Annotated in this window: 4 protein-coding genes; 2 read left to right on the forward strand and 2 right to left on the reverse strand. The window is 39.9% G+C overall.

From position 1 onward, the window contains the following. Both AB5935_RS12575 and mtgA read left to right on the forward strand, forming a co-directional pair. On the forward strand, positions 1-464 hold a 464-nt coding region (locus tag AB5935_RS12575; protein ID WP_368327448.1), incomplete at its 5' end, for an OmpA family protein. 127 nt (positions 465-591) lie between these two features. Then, on the forward strand, positions 592-1,314 hold the full coding sequence (mtgA, locus tag AB5935_RS12580; RefSeq protein WP_007835315.1) for a monofunctional biosynthetic peptidoglycan transglycosylase: 723 nt from the start codon (positions 592-594) through the stop codon (positions 1,312-1,314). On the opposite strand, the gene AB5935_RS12585 is transcribed toward mtgA, so the two are convergent. Both AB5935_RS12585 and AB5935_RS12590 read right to left on the reverse strand, forming a co-directional pair. Continuing rightward, entirely contained in the window at positions 1,286-2,170 is an 885-nt protein-coding gene (locus tag AB5935_RS12585) for an N-acetylmuramoyl-L-alanine amidase-like domain-containing protein (protein WP_007835314.1), read from the reverse strand. The two genes, mtgA and AB5935_RS12585, sit on opposite strands and share 29 nt — an antisense overlap. A gap of 123 nt (positions 2,171-2,293) precedes the next feature. Continuing rightward, positions 2,294-4,069: a biotin/lipoyl-binding protein gene (locus AB5935_RS12590; RefSeq protein ID WP_007835312.1), complete on the reverse strand. Its 1,776-nt coding sequence runs from the start codon at positions 4,067-4,069 to the stop codon at positions 2,294-2,296. Between the last annotated feature and the right edge of the window lie 115 nt (positions 4,070-4,184).

The raw sequence follows: 4,184 nt of genomic DNA on the forward strand, positions 1-4,184 counted from the left end.
TCCAAGGAGCACAGGTAGAACAGGTAACAGATAACAACGGTCTTCAGGCTGTAAAAGTTACTTTTGATTCCGGTATTCTCTTCAATACAGGAAATGCAGCCTTGAGTGCACAAGCGAAATCAGCCTTAAGTAAATTTGCAAACAACGTATTGAACCAGAACAGAGATATGGACGTATCCATTTATGGATATACAGACAATCAGGGCTGGAGAAACAGTACAGCCGAACAAAGCATCCAAAAGAACCTCAATCTGTCACAAGAACGCGCTCAAAGTGTGGCTAGTTATTTGCTAGGTTGCGGTGTAAGTAATTCTCAGATCAAGTCTGTAGAAGGTTTGGGTCAAGCAGACCCGATAGGTAATAATGACACAGCCGAAGGACGCCAGCAGAATCGTCGTGTAGAAGTATATATGTATGCCAGCCAACAGATGATTCAGCAAGCGGAAGCAGGTACACTGAAATGATATCAATGACGTTATCATAGAGCGTATCCAATACGCCCGAACCAACGGTCACAACTTTGGATAACATATAAAATAAATCAATTTCGGACAGGTTATTTCTGCCCGAAATTGATTTTAATACACAAGCATGAAAAAAAAGATTTTAAAATTCATTCGCAATCTGCTGCTTTTTTTCTTTGGTTCTTCCATTCTCGCAGTTATCGTTTTACGCTTTATTCCGGTTTACTTTACCCCGTTGATGTTTATCCGAACTACCCAACAAATCATTCATGGCGAAGATATAAAGTGGAAACACTCTTGGATACCTAAAGAAAACATATCCCCTCATCTGCCTATGGCTGTTATTGCTTCTGAAGACAATCGCTTTGCCGAGCATAATGGTTTTGACTTCAAAGAAATAGAGAAAGCTTTAGAAGAAAACAAGAACCGAAAACGTCCTCGAGGTGCCAGTACTATCAGCCAACAGACAGCCAAAAACATTTTTTTGTGGCCTGCTTCTTCTTGGATCAGAAAAGGACTTGAAGTGTATTTCACCACTTTGATAGAACTATTTTGGAATAAGGAACGGATTATGGAAGTCTATCTGAACTCTATAGAAATGGGAAATGGTATCTATGGTGCCGAAGCAGTAGCTCGTGAACACTTTCACAAGAATGCCAGCAAACTGACACCGGAAGAATGTGCACTAATTGCAGCCAGCCTTCCCAATCCTCGCAAGTTCAATTCAAGCAGACCTGGCAACTACATGCTCAAAAGACAAAAGAAGATCCTTTATCTTATGAAATGCGTCCCTATATTTCCACCCCAACAAGATACACCTTCTACGGTTTCAAAGAAGAAAAAGAAATAACCCGCACCCCCGTGTGGGCTTTCTTATTTTTAGAGTATTCAAAGAGAGTCTGCGAATCTAGAATAACTTTCTTCATGACCGATGAAGCATGAAGCAAATGCAATTTACCATCCACCCAACAAGCAAATCCTGTATGTACCACATCCAGCCCTTTTATATTGGTGGTAATCGCTATGATATCCCCATTCTTTATGTCCAATTCCTCAGAAGAAACATTCAGACTTGTTTTAGGAATATAAGAAACAGGAACATTTTTCCATTTTTTCTCTATTTCAATCATCTGGGATATCATGGAAGGATTATTTTTCAACCGATGATAACTGTCAGAATGTGTGGACATAAAATCCAAATTCAAAACTTGTGATGCAGCAAACCCTAATTCCCCCGTGCGTTCATGTACAATTCCTTTTTGTTCATTATCCTTAATCCAATCACTGAAGTAATGCAAACGCGAGACATAACCGGCTTGTTTCCCATTCCGATAGCGGATACACCGCAACGCTTTTTTGTAACTTTCAAAGTCACTTTTCCCATACTTATCAGTAAGGCTCAATGCAAGTACTGTTTCAACTAACGTGGTACAATCCACCTTATCCAAATGCACAACTAAGGTTTCTTCATCTGTCCCATCCAATGTATTCGCTACGTATGGAACTCCTAATAGATTTTGGGCAAAAAACAATATCTTACAGCTATCGGCCGGCAATCGGGCAGCTTTTTGAAGCAGACTCTCGACTTTTATACTGTCATTTTCTGATGCTGAAACAATACAGGGCATTACTCCTAAAATTATTCCCAGCAACCACGAATACAGTTTTCTCATATATTTTTTCTTATCTACCTGTTTTTTCTGCATGGCAACAAAGATAACACATAACTGAATGAATGCAAATTTTAAAAGAATGAAAAGATAAAAACATCCGCCATGACAAATTCAAACCTGCCACAGCGGATAAAAAAACTATATTTTACCTTCAAATCATGCAGTAAACTCTGTTCTTTCCAAATAAGCTATAACATCACCTTTATTAACTACAGCTCCCTGTTGGGCGCAAACTTCTACAATGCGTCCCGTAAAATTAGCAAAGATCTTTTCATACTCTCCCCACGGAGTGGAAATATAACAAAACACTTCATCATGCTGGTATTTCCGTCCGACAAACGGTGCTATAGAAGGACCTTCCACGGAAACTTCCCATAAAATCTGTCCCTTATCCGGCGCAATAATAGGATCAGCCTTAGTACGCTTATATTTTCGAATTGTTTCCTCATCAAAGCCACTTTTTACCATAGCCGCATCCTGAGCACGTTGTAAATCATCCATAAAACGTTTCTTGGCTACACCCGATTTATAATCACGGTATTGCCGGTCATGCATAGCCAGTTCAAACAACTCTTCCTCATCTTCACCATATTCCCAGCCATTATCATCCATCTCCTTACGGTACTTGTCCAGCTCATCAGGATAGTTCATCTGAGGATCCTCGTCAGTAAACTCGTAACCTTTACTTTTCGCCAGTTCAATTATTTCAGGAGCCAACGCACCCGGCAACTTTCCACTTTTTCCCAGAATCATATCCCATGTATGGTTATCAATCATCGTCCATCTCTCCTCTCCTTTCACCAATTGCATGACATTCATCAAAGCCACATTCTTCACATATTGGCTGAACGGTGTTACTAAAGGAGGATATCCCAATTTCGGCCATACATATTCCACTTCTTCAAACAGCATCACTACCAAATCATCCAAACTCATAGGTTCCTTTCCCTGTCCTTTCAAAAGTAGATTTATACCTGAATGTACACCTTTCAAATCGGCCATCATAGATCCCATCATACCACCGGGAAGTCCACAACCTAACAGCAAGGAAGACATGTGCTTATTGGTAGAATCAATAAAATACCCCAAAAAATCATCAATAAACTCCTGCGTCATGCTACGTGCTTTCATATAAGCCTTCATATTGATTTCAGGTACCTGAAAACCTGCATTTTTCAACATAGCCTGTACAGAAATTACGTCAGGATGCACTTTTCCCCATGATAAGGGCTCCATAGCGACATCAATGATATCCGCACCATTCTCACAAACTTCCAAAATAGATGCCATAGATAACCCGGGACCGGAATGTCCATGATATTGTACAATGACTTCAGGATGTTTATCTTTGATGTTTCTCACCAACTGCCCTAACATTTCAGGACGGCCGATACCTGCCATATCTTTCAAACAGATTTCGGGTGCCCCCGCTTCTATTAACTGGTCAGCAATATAAGAATAATAATCCACCGTATGTACAGGAGAATAAGTGATGCAAAGAGTGGCTTGAGGAATCATCCCCGCTTCTTTAGCATATTTTATGGAAGGAATAATATTACGAACTTCATTCAAGCCACAAAATATACGAGTAATATCCACGCCTTGCGCATGTTTTACCTTATACATCAACCGACGTACATCAGCTGGAACAGGATACATTCGCAATGCATTTAAACCGCGGTCCAACATATGCGTCTGAATACCCGCCTCACGTAAAGGTTTGGTAAATGTACGCACTGCCTTGTTAGGATTCTCACCATACAGTAAGTTCACTTGTTCAAAAGCACCTCCATTAGTTTCCACTCGGGCAAAACACCCCATTTCAACGATTAGAGGAGCAATTTTGGCTAACTGATCAGCTCTGGGCTGGTACTTCCCTGATGACTGCCACATATCGCGGTAGACCAAACTGAATTTGATTTCTTTTTTCATAATTATTACTTGATTTAAAGGTGTCTTGTCCTTTTGCAAATATAACAAATGAATAAAAATAAAGTTAATATTCGAATCTATTTTTTAGCTTCCAAAAACATGTTTACTATCATAT

Source organism: Phocaeicola sp. RTP21198st1_B8_RTP21198_201120 (assembly GCF_040929485.1).
In the GTDB taxonomy this organism is placed as follows: domain Bacteria; phylum Bacteroidota; class Bacteroidia; order Bacteroidales; family Bacteroidaceae; genus Phocaeicola; species Phocaeicola dorei.

Coding starts and splice junctions, on each gene's coding strand:
- mtgA (WP_007835315.1), top strand. CDS start 592: ATGAAAAAAAAGATTTTAAAATTCATTCGCAATCTGCTGCTTTTTTTC.
- AB5935_RS12585 (WP_007835314.1), bottom strand. CDS start 2,170: ATGCAGAAAAAACAGGTAGATAAGAAAAAATATATGAGAAAACTGTAT.
- AB5935_RS12590 (WP_007835312.1), bottom strand. CDS start 4,069: ATGAAAAAAGAAATCAAATTCAGTTTGGTCTACCGCGATATGTGGCAG.